The following is a 16,075-nucleotide window of genomic DNA, read 5'->3' as shown; positions in this document are numbered from 1 at the left end:
ACATGCCTAAACGAGGCAAAATATCGCCCCGTTTTCGGCAGTTGTTATCCTACATTAGCGGCTGCACTCTTCGAGTAGATAAGCCAAGTGACGATAGGAAATGCCGCTGTGCTGAGTGAGGCCAACCTCACACATACGGTTAGCGTAATAGCCTTCTTTAATCTCCACTGGGATCAGTTTTTTGATATTACGCAGTGCGCTGGCGTTAATTTCAGGCTTATACAAACCTTTTTCACCCGCGTAACCACAGCAATCAATTCCCGCAGGTTTTAGCACTTGCGCTGAGCAAGCATCGGCGATTGCTTGCATCTTAGGCTCAAGTTTCATCTTGCGTGCGCTACAACCTAAGTGCAGAGCCACATTAACTTTTTTGCTAATGTTGAGCTTAGTCAGTAAGTTGTCGTGCATAAATTCAACTAAGTCGATAATTTGCACTTTGGGATCACCTGACAAGGTCCGGTAGGTACAAGACAGCGCATCGACTACTACGGGCAGCTTGCCGCCATGGGTCATTTTGCTTACTGCATCGATAAGCTCTTGGCGTTTGGCATCGGCGTTTTTAAAGTCGCCCTTAGATTCCCACATCTGGCCGCAGCATAAATCGCGGGTTTTCTCTGGCGTAATCACGTTATAGCCTGCGCGTTCCAGTAGCGTGACGACCACTTCTGGCAAAGTGCGGTTATCAGGGTCTTTTGGCGTTGGGCCAAAGGTTCGTCCGCCACAGGCAGGGAAGTAGACTACCGTTTCTTGGCCCACTTTTGCCGGTGATGGTGTTGGCAGTTTGCCGCCTTTCGGGAAATCGGGGTTCCAATACGGCACTTCTTTTGAAATCAGGCGGCCGGTTTTCATTAAGGCCTGGGTGATGCCATCGCCAGTGATTTTGTGGATCACGCCGAGCATGTCAAAACCTGAACTGATAACTTGGTTCACCGCGCCAAAGTGTTTGGCTTGGAAATCTAATACTTTTTGTTCAGTAGTACTGATGTACGGCGTGCGCAGCTTACGTACCAGTTGCCCCATGCTGTTATCAACGGGACAGGCAATAGTACATAGCTGACAGGCAGCGCAGGTATCGACCACATCGTATTTAGCGGCGGCGCGCATTTCGGCTGCTGCGGTTTTATCGCCTGACAGCTCTAAGCGCTCGATTTCACGTAAAGTGGCAATACGTTGGCGCGGTGAGAAGTTAAGTGCCGATGTCGGACAGGTTTTTTCACAAAATCCACATTCAATACACTTATCGATAAAATCATCGACCACAGGGCAGGGCTTAATGTTTTTTACATGCACTGTGCTGTCATCGTTCAAGATAACGCCGGGGTTGAGCAGGCCTTGTGGGTCAAAAATATGCTTGATGCGTTTCATCAAAGTGTAGGCATCGGCGCCCCATTCCATTTCAACAAAAGGCGCTACCGCGCGGCCGGTACCGTGCTCGGCTTTCATCGAACCGTCGTATTTATGGATCACCATTTCAGCCACATCTTGCATAAATCTTTGGAAACGGTCGATATCGGTTTGTGAGGCAAAAGTTGGGGTAATAATAAAGTGGAAGTTACCCGCTAAGGCATGGCCGTAAATGACGCCTTCAGGATAGCCGTGTTTGTAGAACAGTTGGGTTAAATCTGCCGCTGCTTCGGCTAAATGCTCAACATTAAAGGCGACGTCTTCAATAATAACTGAGCTGCCCTTAGGGCGCTCGCCGCCAATAATAGGGAACAAACCTGAGCGCATTGCCCAGTATTTGCTGTAAACACTGGCATCGCTACTGAAGGTAATGGGGCGTTCAGTTTTAAGATGTGCGAGTTTAGCAATCACATCTTGGGTATAACTTTCTAATGTTTGTGCATCATTGGCGCGGGATTCAATCAGCAAAATGGCTGCGCCTTCTGGCAATGTGCTGAGCCAATCTGGCATGCCTTTTTTACCGGTAACGGCTTGAATCGATGCCCAGTCAAGTAATTCGGCGGCGGCAACACTGTGACCAATAATTGGTGGAATTGCGCTGGCGGCATCGACCATATTAAAGAATACTGCCATGGCAGAGGCTTTAAACTTGGCTTCATCGACTGTGTGGTAAGTGACTTCTTCAACAAAGGCTAAGGTGCCTTCGGCGCCCACAATCAAGTGGTTGATGAGCTCAAATGGTTCTTCGAAATCAACCAAAGAGTTGATGCTATAACCTGTGGTGTTTTTGATGGAGTATTTTTTACGGATACGCTGCGTAAGGACGTCATTGCTGCGAGTGAGTTTGGCTAATGCAGTCAATGAATCTAATAATTCGCCGTGGGATTTAGCAAATGCCGCTTTGGATTTGTCGCAACCAGTATTTAATTCAGTACCATCGGCAAACAGTAATTTAGCCGAGGCGATAGTTTGATAGCTGTTTTGCGCCGTGCCGCAGCACATACCTGAGGCATTGTTTGACACGATACCGCCCACCATTGCCAAGGCTAATGTGGCAAGGTCAGGGCCAATTTTTTTGTCCAGTGGCCGCAATACCGTGTTGGCATCTGCGCCAATCACCGCCGCGCCGAGGGTAATTTTTTGACTGTCGGGACTTACTTCAATGGTTCTGAAGCCGTCGTGGCCTAACATCAGCAAAATGCCTTCACCAATGGCTTGGCCCGATAAACTGGTGCCCGCTGCGCGAAAGGTAACGGGGACTTTATAGGCGCGGGCAACGGCAAGAGTGTGTTTTACCTGTGTAAGGTTATCTGCATGCACCACGATTTCAGGCACAATGCGAAAATAACTCGCGTCGGTAGACCAAGCAAAACGGCGCACAGGATCATTGGATACGGCAGGCTCACCGAGCTGTTTAATCAGGTCTTGATATACAGCATTATAATTAATGGACATAAGGCTACTCTCTTAACGCAATAAATGACCAAAGCCGCTACAGCGGCCTTGGATTTCAGTGGGCTTAGAAGCCACCCCAGAGTGTGGCTATCGTACCTGCCAATAATGCATAACCAATAGCAACGGGCATTGTCTTACGAATAATTTCAGACTCTCGTCCTGCCATACCTACGACCGTTGCGGCCGCAACTACGTTCATCACACACATCATGTTACCTGCGTTGGCACCTATGCCCTGTAGGGCTAACACTAACGCGTGATTCATACCGATATTGTCGGCCACACTGTACTGTAGGCCTGAGAACATCATATTTGAGAAGGTCGCAGAGCCCGATAGAAAGGCGCCGAAAATACCAACAATAGGCGACATCCAAGCCCACACAGAACCCATTGAGTGCGCCAGCATGTCGGCTAATGCAACTGGCATTGAGGCTAAGCCAGCTCCATTGACACCAGAGTTTAAGAAGATTTTCACCATAGGCACTGACGCGCCGAGTGAAATAATGGTGGGTAACATGGATTTACATGACACACCAATCGTTTGTTTTATCGCAGGGCTTTTCATTCTGAACAGGAAGAAACCTAAGATACACACCACAATGAAGAAAATACCGGGTGCGTATAAAGTGGCAAAGCTGGCCTTAAGCTCAGTGCCCATTAGACCTGTCCAACTGATGTTAAAGCCCGATAACCATGTTTTTAACGGTGCAACTGTGCGTGATAACACCAGCAGCGCCGCCATAATGATATAAGGCGTCCAAGCGGCTATTTGTGAAAACTTAGCCGTTGTTGCGACTTTTCCGTTTTCTTGACTGTCATTCTCGGCAAAATCATTCCAAGGGGTTTTAGGCAGTAAATAACCTTTACGCGCTACAGGGATCACCATTGCCATACCGACTAAAGAACCGATAACAGAGGGAAATTCTGGACCAGCAATATAGTTGATAATCCAAGCGGGGACGGTAAAGGCAAGGCCTGCAAAAATCGCAAACTTCCAAATTGCTAAGCCTTCTTTAAAGGATTTATTTCGACCAAAAAAGCCAGTTAACATAGCGACCATCACCAATGGGATTAACGAGCCTGTGATTAAGTCGATAGTGATCATGTGCATAGCAATAAACTGCGCAAAGTCAGCATAGGTGCCGCCATGCTCAGCAATTTGCGCGGAGGCCATACTTACGCCGCCTTGCATTAAACCTTGCTCCATACCAAAGAGTACGGGTAAACCAATCGCGCCAAAGGACACACTGGCCGAGTCGGCAATTAGCGCGACCACAGCTGCGGCAATAGGGGGAACACCTAATAATACTAACAGCGGCGCACCAATGGCGGCTGGGGTACCAAAGCCGGCACTGCCTTCAATAAAGGCACCAAATAACCAACAAATGATGATGACTTGCACGCGAGCATCGGCACTGATGTTAGTAAAGCCTGCGCGGATAGTATCCATTGCCCCTGAATATTTCAGGGTGTTAAGTAAGAACACTGCGCCAAAAATAATGGTGAGTGGAGTAATAGCAGATAGCAGCCCTTCAAGAACCGATGCCGCCAGTAATGTGGTATCCATTTGCCAGATAAACACGGCGGCGAGTGCAGTGACTATCATGGAAATGGGCATCGCCTTTGATGCGGGCATTCTGAGTAACACTAAAAATAGCATTACGCTGATTACCGGCGTCAAGCTGGCGAGGAGTTGAAGTATTGTCATGCTAGCCTCTTCATCAAGTGGTCTGTCTTATTATTAATATTAGAATTTTCATCAGTTTTAATGTCGACTTCTCAGACCGATAAAACAGCAATTAATATTAAAAGTGTTAATGGCCTCGACATTCTGTGTTGTGTACTAGACGTTATTGTGAGTTTTACTAATATGATCTAGATCATTTTCGCTGCTATATGAAATGCCAATCTACCGTGCCGAGGGATGTGTCACTTAAAAGATATTTCTATGTGTGAGCTTGATCACTTGAGTTGATGGCTGTGTGTTTAAATTTTTTATAAAAAATTTAAATAACTGCGATTTTAGTTATTACAATTGGGTTGTTACCCAATTAAGCCGTGGATAATGCAATAAACTGATCTTTTTATTTCATTAATGAGTGATTTTCAGTATCTAAAAAACACATACGGCAAGTGATTTATGTCACATTATTTTGAGCTTTAAAAAGATGAACCTCTAGTGGTTTTGTATTACATGTTTGTTTTTGATTGGTTTATTGGGTAGTTGTTCGTTGTGACGAATATCGCTTTTTTCAAGCGTGATTTTATATTGTGACAAATATCACTTAACTTATTTTGTATTAATTTTAAATTAACTGAAATTTAATCACGGTTAATTACGTTGTATTTAGATATTTTACTGAGTTGTCAAACTCTATAGATAAGTTATCTAGCGCCAACTGAAATATAGCGTTAGAACATTAAGCAGCGAACAATATAAAAATAATGATTTAATGCGCAGATAAATTAATATTTATGTTAATAAAAAAGAGACTTAATAGTCTCTTTTAGCCAGGGTATTGATAAAAATAGTACTGATTTAAAATAACTTGCTGCCCCAACCTAATTTAGTGCGCAACACATGAAAATAATTATGCCCTTTAGGATGAATAAGTCGTAAACGCTCGGAGCTACGGCGCACTATGATTTCATCGCCGGGTAATACGGCTAAATGGACGTGACCATCACAGCTGACCTCTAGGTTTTCACCATTCTCAGGGGAAACCACCATTTTAATGGTGCTACAAGCATCAACCACAATCGGACGACAAGATAAGGTGTGTGGAAACATAGGAACTAAGATCATTGCCTGCAGATTAGGTGTAAGAATCGCGCCACCTGCAGAAAGTGCATAGGCTGTTGAGCCTGTTGGCGTAGACACTATCATGCCATCAGCACGTTGGCTGTACATGAATTGGTCGTCAATATAGACTTCAAATTCAATCATGTGGGCTATTTTACCCGGATGCAGTACCGCCTCATTCACAGCGGTATTACTTGCTTTAAGCTCCCCGTGGCGATACACCTTCGCTTCGAGTAAGAACCTGTGCTCGGTATCGAACTCACCGTCGAGCACTTTGGCGAGAGCTTCCTCGAAGGTATCGGGTGGTAAGTCGGTTAAGAAGCCTAAATTACCGCGGTTGACGCCAATAACACCTAAATCAAAGCGGGCTAATACCCTTGCTGCACCGAGCATATTGCCGTCACCACCCACGACGATAGCTAAGTCGCAGCGCGTGCCAATTTCGAGCAAATCAACAGCCTCGATACAAGGCCCTAATTCGGCAGCAACACGCTCTTCTACTAATACTTCAAAGCCTTGCATTGTCAGCCAATGATGTAGACGCTTTAAGGTTTGGTTAGTCCCTTGATGATGGGGCTTGCCGATTAGGCCAATAGTGTGAAACTTTGTGGTCATATTTATGCTAGATCTGCCCTTAGGCCTTGAAACGTCAAAATTGATCCCCATAATATGCCCAGAGTATTTCAGAAACAAAGCATTTTTAGCTGGAGTGAAAATGAGCAACGAATCGATTAAAGTAGAACAAGATCTGATCCAAGAGGGTGTAGAGTCTGAAGTGTCTACCACAGAAGCAAGTCTTATCGATGAGCTTACCCAGGCCAATTTCCGTATTGAAGAGCTGGAACAGTTACTCGCTGACGCTTTGGCGAAAGTTGAAGAACAAAAGGATTCAGTGATCCGCGCCGCCGCCGAAGTGGATAATATTCGTCGTCGCGCTGCAATGGATGTGGAAAAAGCGAATAAATTTGCCTTAGACAAATTTGCAAGTGAACTTTTGCCAGTTCTTGATAATATGGAACGCGCTTTAATGGGGACAAACCCAGAAGATGACGCGACGAAAGCGATTTATCAAGGCGTTGAGTTAACTCAAAAAAGCTTGCTTACCGCGGTGGCTAAATTTGGTGTTAAACAAATTGATCCACAAGGTCAGTCATTTAACCCAGATCTACATCAAGCGATTGGCATGCAACCAAGCAGTGAATTCCCTGCTAACACTGTGATGTTGGTGATGCAAAAGGGTTATGAGCTGAATAGCCGCTTACTACGCCCTGCGATGGTTATGGTGTCACAAGGCAGCCCTAACCAAGAAAGCGCAACGATAGATATCGAAGCTTAAGCTTTATTGGCTAGGCAGCTGTTATAAAGACAGCGACAAAAAAGGACTGCAATAGCAGTCCTTTTTTATGGGCGAAATTTTTTATGAGAGTCGCTAACGTCTTACAAAATAGCGCCTCTAAAGCTCAATAGCTTATTGTGCTAAATAGGTATTAATTTGCGCCAGTATGCCTTCAGCATCCAGTTGTAAGTCGTGGGTGACTTCTTCTGGTGCGCCGTGCTTAATAAACTCATCTGGTAAACCGATTTGCAATACAGGCTTAGGCATCTTTAACTTTTGTAGCAGTTCAAGGACGCCAGACCCTGCGCCGCCCATAATCGCATTTTCTTCCACTGTAACCAGTACGTCATGGCTTTTAGCCATTTCTTTGACCAGTTCAATATCCAGCGGTTTTACAAAGCGCATGTCGACTACTGTTGCATTTAAGCTTTCAGCTGCCGTCAATGTGGAAGCTAAAGTCGTACCAAAGTTGAGAATGGCAACGCGTTCACCAGTACGCTTAACAACGCCTTTACCTATCGGTAAGGCTGTCATGGTCTCGACCTGAGTTTCACCTGTTGCACTGCCTCTAGGGTAGCGTACTGCACTTGGGCCAGCGTTATAGCAATAACCTGTGTAGAGCATTTGACGACATTCGTTTTCGTCCGATGGCGCCATAATGACCATGTTTGGAATGCAGCGCATAAAGCTTAAATCAAATGCGCCTTGATGGGTTGGCCCATCCGCACCGACAATACCGCCGCGATCAATGGCAAATAATACCGGTAATTGTTGTAGTGCTACATCGTGAATCAGCTGATCGTAGGCGCGTTGCAAAAATGTGGAGTAAATTGCCACTACCGGTTTGTAACCTTCGCAGGCAAAACCCGCCGCTAGGGTTACGGCGTGTTGTTCGGCTATCGCGGCATCAAAATATTGTTTCGGGAAGCGTTGGGAAAACTCCACCATGCCCGAACCTTCGCGCATGGCAGGGGTAATCGCTAATACTTTTTCATCTTGTTCGGCAATGTCGCATAACCATTTACCAAACACTTGCGAAAAGGTCGGTAAACCGGGTTTTGTGGCCGGTTTTTTAAACAGCGATGGGTCAAACTTAGGCACCGCATGCCAACCGATAGGATCTTTTTCAGCAGGCTCATAACCACGACCTTTCTTAGTCATGATGTGCAGCACCTGTGGACCTTTAAGATTGCGCATATTACGCATGGTCTCGACCAGAGCATCAACATCGTGGCCATCGATTGGGCCAATATAGTTGAAACCTAACTCTTCAAATAAAGTGCCAGGAACCACCATACCTTTAAGGTGTTCTTCAGTACGCTTAGCCATTTCTTTGATGACGGGCATGCCTTTCAACACTTTCTTGCCGCCTTCGCGCAGCGTAGTATAAAAACGGCCTGACATCAGTTGTGCTAAATGGTTATTAAGCGCACCGACATTTTCAGAAATCGACATTTCGTTGTCATTTAACACAACAAGCATGTCATTGTGCAAGTCGCCTGCGTGGTTCATGGCTTCAAACACCATACCGCCTGTCATCGCACCATCGCCGATTACGGCAACAACTTTACGACCCGCTTGCTCTTTTTCAGCGATAATTGCCATCGCCAGTGCTGCGCTGATTGATGTACCCGAATGACCGACACTAAAAGTGTCATATTCACTTTCTTCACGCCAAGGAAAAGGGTGCAAACCCTCTTTTTGCCGAATAGTCTGCATTCTATCGCGACGACCTGTAAGGATTTTATGCGGGTAGGCTTGATGGCCAACATCCCAAATCAAACGGTCAAAAGGAGTATTGTAGACATAGTGCAATGCAACGGTGAGCTCTACCGTGCCTAGGCCAGAGGCAAAATGACCGCTGGACATGCCAACAGACTTAAGCAGGAACTCGCGTAATTCATCGGCCACTTGTGGTAAAAGTGCCTGAGGAAGTTGGCGGAGTTCATTAGGGGTGTTGGCCTGTGCCAACACGGGAAACTGAGAAATGTCCAAACTCATAGCGAGATACTTCGACTCTTATTATATTCTTCGCTCAATGATATAGCGGGCGAAATCTGCAATTAACTGACTATTGTAGGGCAATTTAGCCAGCACTGATAGTGCTTCTTGGACCAGTTGTTTGGCGGTATCTTGTGCGCCTTGTAGTCCAAGTAATTGTGGAAAAGTACTCTTATTTGATTCTGTATCAGAGCCTTGCGGCTTACCGAGCTCTTCGGTAGTGGCTATGATATCGAGGATATCGTCTTGTACTTGGAAGGCGAGCCCGATGGCACGGGCAAAATCCATCATAGCAATATAGTGTTCTTTAGGCGCATTAGCGGCAATTAAAGCTAACTCAACGGCGCAACTAATAAGCGCGCCGGTTTTCATATTATGTAATTGAGTTAGTGCGTTAAGATCAATATTTTTATTGGTTGAAGCTAAATCTATTGCTTGACCACCGCACATGCCACGATAGCCTGAAGCTTTAGCTAAAACTCGCACCATGGCAATATGTTGTTCGCTGCTGATCCCTACTAGGGGCTCGGTAATAATTTCAAAGGCTAAGGTTTGCAGCGCATCTCCCGCTAAAATAGCGGTCGCCTCATCAAAAGCGATATGCACTGTGGGCTGACCACGGCGCAGTTCATCATTATCCATAGCAGGTAAATCGTCATGGATAAGTGAGTAAGCATGAATACATTCAATGGCTGCGGCGCATGCATCTAACTTATCGAGTTCAAGCCCAAACATGCGCCCGATACTGTAAACCAGAAATGGACGAATGCGTTTGCCACCTAATAAAGCGCCGTAAGTCATGGCAGCTTTTAATGTAGGAGCGCTATCTTCAAGCGTATTAAAACGCTGTTTTAATTGATTATCAACACGTTGCTGATATTCTTGAATGGTACTGGCTAGCACGCTTATTCGCCCTCAACGGCATAGGGGGACAGAGGCGCATTTTCATCTGGTTTCAATAAAATGGCCACTTTTTGTTGAGCTTGTTCGAGTTTGGCTTGGCTGTTTCGTACGAGATTAATGCCGCGTTCAAATTGTTTTAACGCGTCATCAAGTGAGATATCGCCTTGCTCTAAATCGGCAACGATGCGCTCTAGCTCGCCAAGGGATTCTTCGAAACTGAGATTTTCGGGTTTTTTAGCCACGTTTATATTTCCTTTAATTTAGCGGACACAAGGTATATCAGGGCGACGCAAGGGTCAAATTCAGACGATAAATATTTGCTCAATCGCACGCTTTGTAACTGAATTTTTTCCAGAAAATATAAATAGTCGCTAAACTTGCTTAGTGTATGTCCGATAACTGACAATAGTATCATCATTTGTATCGTAATTTTGAGCTCGATACACAAGTCTCACACGTATGGTCAGCAGGATTTTCACTCAATCGATTATCTGAGTGCCATTGCTTACCCAGAGTAAGTATTATGTTGTTTATTGAAAAAATTGAGGAGCCGTCGTGGATTTAGCAACAATAATAGGAATAGTGGGGGCTTTTGCTTTTATTCTCGGCGCTATGGTGACGAGTGGCGGCTTAATGATTTTCGTCGATGTGCCTTCGATTCTAATTGTGTTTGGTGGCTCCTTCTTTGTGGTCATGATGAAGTTTAATCTTAAACAATTTTTTGGAGCGGTAAAAATTGCAGCCAAAGCGTTTATATTTAAGCTTGATAAGCCCGAAGATTTGATTGAACAAGCGGTTGCTATGGCTGATGCCGCTCGTAAAGGTGGTTTTTTGGCCTTGGAAGAAGCACAAATCACCAATAGTTTCATGCAAAAAGCCGTTGATATGTTAGTTGATGGTCATGATGGTGAAGTCGTCCGTGCAGCATTAGAGAAAGATATTGCTTTGACAGAAGAACGTCATCGCACCGGGATTGCCATATTTAGAGCCGTCGGTGATGTTGGGCCTGCGATGGGGATGATTGGTACGCTGGTTGGTCTGGTTGCTATGTTGTCCAACATGTCAGATCCTAAGTCGATTGGCCCCTCTATGGCGGTAGCGCTGTTAACCACATTATACGGTTCTATGATGGCAAACATGGTTGCTATCCCAGTTGCGGATAAATTATCGCTGCGCATGGGGGAAGAGATGCTTAATCGTAATTTGATTATGGATGCTGTACTTGCTATTCAAGACGGACAAAATCCCCGTGTGATCGAAGGCTTCTTGAAAAATTATTTGGCTGAAAAAAATCGCAAAATTGATACCACGGACGGAGAGTAGCCCATGGCTAAGTGCAACTGTCCACCGCCCGGCGCACCGGCTTGGTTGGCAACATTTGCCGACTTGATGTCGTTGTTGATGTGTTTTTTCGTGTTGCTATTGTCATTTTCTGAAATGGACGTGTTGAAATTTCAACAGATTGCAGGCTCGATGAAATACGCTTTTGGTGTGCAAAATAAAGTTGAGCTGAAAGATATTCCTAAAGGTACCTCAGTTATTGCTTTAGAGTTTAGGCCCGGTCGCCCAGATCCCACGCCGATTGAGATTATCAATCAACAAACTAATGAAATGACTGAGCCCGTGCTGGATTATAAAGCGGGTGAAGACGATAGTTCTGGTGGTTCACAACAGCAAGATGGTTCCCAGCGCGGTGGTGAAGCGAGTGTAACGGCGCAGGATATTGCCAAAGCCGTTGAAGCCGAAGAGAGCGCTGCACAGGAAAAGATCAACGAGCAAGTCAAGAGAATGGCACAAGAGCTCAATAAAGAAATTATTGATGGTTCGATTGAAATTGAATCTTTGGGCCAGCAGATTATTATCCGTATCCGTGAAAAGGGCTCGTTTGCTTCGGGCTCTGGTTTTCTACAACCTCGATTTAAACCGGTAGTGCATTCTGTGGGTGAACTGTTAAAAGATGTGCCAGGGATTATTACCGTGTCAGGTTACACCGATGACATGCAAATTAGTGATGAACTTTATAGTTCTAACTGGGATCTATCTAGTAAACGTGCGGTAGCCGTAGCCCATGAATTATTACAGGTTAAAGGTTTTGATGCTAAACGAATGAAAGTAGTCGGTATGGCATCGAATAACCCAATAGTACCTAACGATTCAGCGGAGAATCGTGCCCGTAATCGCAGAGTAGAAATTGCGATAGAGCAAGGCAAAGCGAAAGAGTCGGAAGAGATTCAAATCGGCAAGTAGCTGTTCATATGCCCGGTTATGTTTTGTTTTACCGCCGCGATAATATCGCGGCTTTTTTATGCGCCAAATTTTTACGTTAAGGATAAAAACTTTGATTTTTTAGCAATATTTTGGAGTACTTAAATGTAGAGTACTTAAATACAGTAGGGTAATTGTATCATTGCAGTAGAGTGTTAATTTTAGTGAGTTTTTAGTCGATAAACACACTCAAATGCAATGTGATTTTAGATACGAAAATAGCTTGGATTACGGCGGTACAAGCCCGCTGAAACTCGCATGTTTAGGTTACTTGGGTATATAATCCCCCGATTATTATTTTAGCCAATTTTACTTTTTCAAAATTGCCCGCGGAAATCCCATGAAGTTTATTGTAAAGCTGTATCCAGAAATCATGATGAAGAGCAAACCAGTTCGTATGCGCTTCACCAAAATGCTCGAAACCAATATTCGTAATGTGCTGAAAAAAGTTGATGAGGACGCTAAAGTCCAACGTCAATGGGATCGCATTATGGTGATGGTACCTAAGGACAAACCTGAGTTAGCCCAAGCCTTTGGTGAGCGTCTGGCATGTATTCCGGGTATTGCACATGTTGTGCAAGTTGATGAATACAGCTTTGAATCTGTGGATGATATTTATCAGCAAGTTTTACCCGTCTATCGTGACCAACTTGCGGGCAAAGCCTTTTGCGTGCGAGTGAAACGCTCTGGCGATCATGATTTTAAGTCGATTGAGGTTGAGCGTTATGTTGGCGGCGGCTTAAATCAGTTTACTGATGCCGTTGGCGTGCGTTTAAAAAATCCCGATATTACCGTTAACCTCGAAATTGACCGCGATAATCTGTACATGGTCACTAAGCGTATTGAAGGCTTAGGCGGTTTCCCAATGGCGACGCAGGAAGATGTATTGTCATTGATTTCGGGTGGTTTTGATTCAGGTGTCTCTAGCTATCAATTTATCAAAAAAGGCGCTCGTACCCACTACTGCTTTTTAAATTTGGGCGGCGCGCAGCATGAAATTGGCGTTAAGCAAGTGGCCTACCATTTATGGAAAACCTACGGTGAATCCCATAAAGTTAAATTCATTTCAATCCCTTTTGAACCTGTTGTAGCGGAAATTTTAGAGCGTATTGAGAACGGTCAAATGGGTGTTGTGCTTAAACGCATGATGATGCGCACTGCGGCGCGTATTGCTGAACGTATGGGCATTCAAGCACTGGTGACCGGTGAGAGCTTAGGCCAAGTGTCTAGCCAGACGTTAACCAATCTTAACGTGATTGACCGTTGTACAGAGCTATTAATTTTACGTCCGCTGATTGCCATGGATAAACAAGACATTATCAATGAAAGTCGCCGAATTGGTACGGAAGACTTTGCCAAATCGATGCCAGAATACTGCGGCGTTATTTCGCAAAAGCCTACGGTGAAGGCGGTACTAGCGAAAGTCGAGGCGGAAGAGAAGAAATTCTCAGAGGACTTGATTGATCAAATCATCGCTCAATCTGTCACTATTGATATTAGGGAAATAGCTGAACAAATGGATACTCAGATAACTGAGACTGAAATTGTTGCCAGCATTGATGCTAATGAAGTGGTTATTGATATTCGCGCTCCCGAAGAAGAAGAGCGTAAACCGTTGCAAATTGAAGGGGTAGAGATCAAACAAATTCCTTTCTTCAAGTTAGCGACTCAGTTTGCCGATCTCGATAAGCAAAAGACCTACTTATTGTATTGTGAACGCGGGGTGATGAGTAAATTACAGGCGCTATATTTAATTGAGCAAGGTTACAGCAACGTGAAAGTGTATCGCCCATAAAACCGTGTAAATGAGCTTATTGCGCGGAGAATGAACCGTAGCAGTAGGCTTTTAGTTCGATTAAACACAAAAAATAAAAAACCGCATATTAATGCGGTTTTTTATTTTGATAACTTCTGTAAAACAACCTGAAATCGTTTATCAACTATTGGGCTTTAACAACCTGCGGGGTGTTAATCGCATCATCCTCAGCAATCAACAGTGTGGCTTCTTGCAGTAGCTCTTGATGCATTTTATCCATCGCGGCACCTAAGTCTGCAGTAATACTTGTTTGTAAGTCGCTAGTATCGATGACGATTTCGTCAGCGAACACGTTAGCATTGGCATTAAAACTGAGTGCAGCGATAAAAACTAACGCAAACGCCGATTTTACATTGAACATAGTCGCCTCCGGGCTGACAAAATGACGCTGTCAGACATTCCCATCACCGATTCGAGATTGTCTAACTAGTGTGTTTCTCTGGCACAAAATTTAACCAAAATAGCTGGCCTTTACAAACGATTAAATGTAACAATAAGGATTAGAAAAACTAATTAAAAAATGAGATAGAGATCACGATGTCAAGACGATTACCACCGCTGAACGCGGTTAAAGCGTTTGAAGCCGCGGCGCGGCACTTGAGTTTTACCCGAGCGGCGGAAGAATTGTTCGTTACCCAAGCTGCGGTAAGCCATCAAATTAAGGCATTAGAAGATTTTCTCGGATTAAAATTATTTCGCCGAAAGAATCGTTCTTTATTATTAACTGAAGAAGGGCAGAGTTACTTTCTTGACATTAAAGACGTCTTTATTCAACTCGCCGACGCCACTGACCGGCTATTAGCTCGCAGTGCAGTAGGTTCGCTCACTGTAAGTATGTCGCCGAGTTTTGCTATCCAGTGGTTAGTGCCTCGTTTAGCCAAGTTCAGTGAAAAAAATCCTGATATTGATGTACGCATTAAAGCGGTAGATAGTGAGTCGAGTTCTTTAACGGACGACGTCGATGTCGCTATTTATTATGGCTTAGGCAGTTGGCCTGGCCTGCGCGCTGATAAGCTCAGAAACGAAGTGCTTATTCCCGTGTGTTCGCCCATGTTACTCAATGGTACAAAACCACTATCACAACCGAGTGATTTGAAATATCACACACTCTTACATGACATGAATCGTCACGATTGGCAGGCATGGTTTAGGCAGTGTGGGATTACTGATATTAATGTGAACCAAGGGCCTATTTTTAGTCATTCATCTTTGGTATTGCAAGCTGCAGCCCATGGTCAAGGTGTGGCATTGGGCTATAGCGTACTGGCACGTCCCGATATAAAAGCGGGGCGACTTGTGTGCCCATTTGAAGAAGTATTGGTGAGTAAGGATGCATACTACTTAGTTTGTCAGCAAAACCATGCTGAACTGGGCAAGGTTGTAGCGTTTCGCGAATGGATGCTAGACATGTTTGCTGAGGAGTCACGTAGTGAGTTGTTGCCCGGATAAGCCCAGTTATATCGTAGAGGGGCTGCCTGCAAGTAGCTTGATTTTATTTGCTCATGGCGCAGGGGCTAACATGGACTCAGATTTTATGCAGGCGATGTCCGCGGGGCTGGTGGCTAAGGGTTTTCAGGTCATACGCTTTAATTTTCCGTATATGCAGGCAAATGCTGTTGACGGCAAAAGACGTCCACCGGACCGTGCACCTAAATTGCTCGCTTGTTTGACACAGATGCTCGATATTGCTCAATCATTGCCAGCAGTTGAACGTGTGATACTGATGGGTAAATCGATGGGCGGCCGCATGGCGGCGCTATTAGCATGTGATCCGCTGTTAGCTACGCGCATCGATAGCGTCATTTGTTTAGGCTATCCCTTTGTACCGCTCAAAGGCGGCGATCCTAGATTGGAGCCGTTGAATGAATGCCAAGTCCCGGTATTAGTTGTGCAAGGCGAGCGGGATAAGTTTGGTGGCAAAGAGCAAATACCGAGTTGGCCGTTGAAACCTGAGATAAAACTCGCTTGGATAACTGATGGCGATCATAGTTTTACTCCAAGAAAGTCGTCAGGTACCACAGAAGCGGCTAATCTGGCTCGTGCCATTGATTTATCAAGCAATTTTATTACTGAACAGAATGTACTTACATGA

General features: G+C 44.8%; 13 protein-coding genes. 6 read left to right on the top strand and 7 right to left on the bottom strand.

The annotated features are described in order from the left end of the window. Window positions 1-54: 54 nt before the first annotated feature. The 3 genes from BW947_RS03140 to nadK form a co-directional block, all read right to left on the bottom strand. Window positions 55-2,859: an FAD-binding and (Fe-S)-binding domain-containing protein gene (locus BW947_RS03140; protein ID WP_076496869.1), complete on the bottom strand. Its 2,805-nt coding sequence runs from the start codon at window positions 2,857-2,859 to the stop codon at window positions 55-57. Between the two features lie 64 nt (window positions 2,860-2,923). After that, window positions 2,924-4,567, bottom strand: a complete 1,644-nt coding sequence (locus BW947_RS03135; RefSeq protein WP_076496868.1) for an L-lactate permease — start codon at window positions 4,565-4,567, stop codon at window positions 2,924-2,926. A gap of 831 nt (window positions 4,568-5,398) precedes the next feature. Then, a complete protein-coding gene (nadK, locus tag BW947_RS03130) occupies window positions 5,399-6,277 on the bottom strand; it encodes an NAD(+) kinase (protein WP_115405317.1) in 879 nt (292 codons plus the stop codon). A 100-nt stretch (window positions 6,278-6,377) separates the two neighbouring features. Here nadK and grpE point away from each other — a divergent pair, with 100 nt between their 5' ends. Continuing rightward, window positions 6,378-6,998, top strand: a complete 621-nt coding sequence (grpE, locus tag BW947_RS03125) for a nucleotide exchange factor GrpE (protein ID WP_076496866.1) — start codon at window positions 6,378-6,380, stop codon at window positions 6,996-6,998. Between the two features lie 132 nt (window positions 6,999-7,130). On the opposite strand, the gene dxs is transcribed toward grpE, so the two are convergent. Genes dxs through xseB form a run of 3 tightly spaced genes read right to left on the bottom strand, consistent with a single transcriptional unit; the run spans window position 7,131 to window position 10,144 of the window. After that, window positions 7,131-8,999, bottom strand: a complete 1,869-nt coding sequence (gene dxs / locus BW947_RS03120; protein WP_076496865.1) for a 1-deoxy-D-xylulose-5-phosphate synthase — start codon at window positions 8,997-8,999, stop codon at window positions 7,131-7,133. 21 nt (window positions 9,000-9,020) lie between these two features. Next, window positions 9,021-9,902: a (2E,6E)-farnesyl diphosphate synthase gene (ispA, locus tag BW947_RS03115; RefSeq protein ID WP_076496864.1), complete on the bottom strand. Its 882-nt coding sequence runs from the start codon at window positions 9,900-9,902 to the stop codon at window positions 9,021-9,023. Between the two features lie 2 nt (window positions 9,903-9,904). Continuing rightward, window positions 9,905-10,144: an exodeoxyribonuclease VII small subunit gene (gene xseB, locus BW947_RS03110; RefSeq protein ID WP_076496863.1), complete on the bottom strand. Its 240-nt coding sequence runs from the start codon at window positions 10,142-10,144 to the stop codon at window positions 9,905-9,907. Window positions 10,145-10,457: 313 nt separating this feature from the next. Between xseB and pomA the strand changes: the two genes are divergently transcribed. The 3 genes from pomA to thiI all read left to right on the top strand — a co-directional run bounded on the left by pomA (window position 10,458) and on the right by thiI (window position 13,962). Next, window positions 10,458-11,225, top strand: a complete 768-nt coding sequence (gene pomA / locus BW947_RS03105; RefSeq protein ID WP_076496862.1) for a flagellar motor protein PomA — start codon at window positions 10,458-10,460, stop codon at window positions 11,223-11,225. A 3-nt stretch (window positions 11,226-11,228) separates the two neighbouring features. Continuing rightward, on the top strand, window positions 11,229-12,149 hold the full coding sequence (locus tag BW947_RS03100; protein WP_076496861.1) for a flagellar motor protein MotB: 921 nt from the start codon (window positions 11,229-11,231) through the stop codon (window positions 12,147-12,149). Window positions 12,150-12,507: 358 nt separating this feature from the next. After that, window positions 12,508-13,962: a tRNA uracil 4-sulfurtransferase ThiI gene (thiI, locus tag BW947_RS03095; protein ID WP_076496860.1), complete on the top strand. Its 1,455-nt coding sequence runs from the start codon at window positions 12,508-12,510 to the stop codon at window positions 13,960-13,962. 145 nt (window positions 13,963-14,107) lie between these two features. Here the strand turns inward: thiI and BW947_RS03090 are convergent, their stop codons facing one another. Further along, window positions 14,108-14,344: a hypothetical protein gene (locus tag BW947_RS03090; protein ID WP_076496859.1), complete on the bottom strand. Its 237-nt coding sequence runs from the start codon at window positions 14,342-14,344 to the stop codon at window positions 14,108-14,110. 176 nt (window positions 14,345-14,520) lie between these two features. Between BW947_RS03090 and BW947_RS03085 the strand changes: the two genes are divergently transcribed. Both BW947_RS03085 and BW947_RS03080 read left to right on the top strand, forming a co-directional pair. Further along, on the top strand, window positions 14,521-15,432 hold the full coding sequence (locus BW947_RS03085) for a transcriptional regulator GcvA (protein ID WP_076496858.1): 912 nt from the start codon (window positions 14,521-14,523) through the stop codon (window positions 15,430-15,432). Continuing rightward, complete coding sequence (locus BW947_RS03080; protein WP_076496857.1) at window positions 15,413-16,075, top strand: alpha/beta fold hydrolase; 663 nt, start codon at window positions 15,413-15,415, stop codon at window positions 16,073-16,075. Before BW947_RS03085 ends, BW947_RS03080 begins: the two co-directional genes overlap by 20 nt.

The organism is Shewanella morhuae (assembly GCF_900156405.1).
Taxonomy (GTDB): Bacteria; Pseudomonadota; Gammaproteobacteria; order Enterobacterales; family Shewanellaceae; genus Shewanella; species Shewanella morhuae.
The sequence above is the reverse complement of the archived record's forward strand: the minus strand, read 5'-3'. Positions and strand labels throughout refer to the sequence as shown.

What these genes read in the sequence shown, in the direction of transcription:
- BW947_RS03140 (WP_076496869.1), bottom strand. Translation starts at nt 2,859, where the DNA reads ATGTCCATTAATTATAATGCTGTATATCAAGACCTGATTAAACAGCTC.
- BW947_RS03135 (WP_076496868.1), bottom strand. Translation starts at nt 4,567, where the DNA reads ATGACAATACTTCAACTCCTCGCCAGCTTGACGCCGGTAATCAGCGTA.
- nadK (WP_115405317.1), bottom strand. Translation starts at nt 6,277, where the DNA reads ATGACCACAAAGTTTCACACTATTGGCCTAATCGGCAAGCCCCATCAT.
- grpE (WP_076496866.1), top strand. Translation starts at nt 6,378, where the DNA reads ATGAGCAACGAATCGATTAAAGTAGAACAAGATCTGATCCAAGAGGGT.
- dxs (WP_076496865.1), bottom strand. Translation starts at nt 8,999, where the DNA reads ATGAGTTTGGACATTTCTCAGTTTCCCGTGTTGGCACAGGCCAACACC.
- BW947_RS03100 (WP_076496861.1), top strand. Translation starts at nt 11,229, where the DNA reads ATGGCTAAGTGCAACTGTCCACCGCCCGGCGCACCGGCTTGGTTGGCA.
- thiI (WP_076496860.1), top strand. Translation starts at nt 12,508, where the DNA reads ATGAAGTTTATTGTAAAGCTGTATCCAGAAATCATGATGAAGAGCAAA.
- BW947_RS03090 (WP_076496859.1), bottom strand. Translation starts at nt 14,344, where the DNA reads ATGTTCAATGTAAAATCGGCGTTTGCGTTAGTTTTTATCGCTGCACTC.
- BW947_RS03085 (WP_076496858.1), top strand. Translation starts at nt 14,521, where the DNA reads ATGTCAAGACGATTACCACCGCTGAACGCGGTTAAAGCGTTTGAAGCC.